The sequence below is a fragment of the Psychrobacter sp. TB20-MNA-CIBAN-0197 genome (assembly GCF_040309765.1).
GTDB lineage: Bacteria > Pseudomonadota > Gammaproteobacteria > Pseudomonadales > Moraxellaceae > Psychrobacter > Psychrobacter submarinus.
The window spans coordinates 1-233 of sequence record NZ_JBEOPC010001443.1; the positions used below are offsets into that span (position 1 = coordinate 1).

The 233-nt window shown below is 32.6% G+C and carries 1 protein-coding gene; it reads left to right on the forward strand.

From position 1 onward, the window contains the following. Nucleotides 1-19: 19 nt before the first annotated feature. A partial coding sequence (locus tag AAEY83_RS18745) for a hypothetical protein (RefSeq protein ID WP_351061725.1) occupies nt 20-233 on the forward strand: 214 nt, incomplete at its 3' end.

Here is a 233-nt window from a genome sequence, read left to right on the forward strand (position 1 = left end):
CTATTTATAGGGAAATAAAATGTTAATATCCGCCAGGGAAGATCTTAGAAGCCGCCAAAAAGAAAAGCAGTTATCTGCAACCTTAAAGTCAAACCAGTATAATCTAGTTCACATGAATGCATCTGAATTTGTTGATTATATTGTTAGCCTAAAAAAGCTTGCTGGGCAAAGTCCTGGTAAAATTATTAATTGGTTTGAGACTGTATTTGAGAAAAATAATATTTCATCTGACT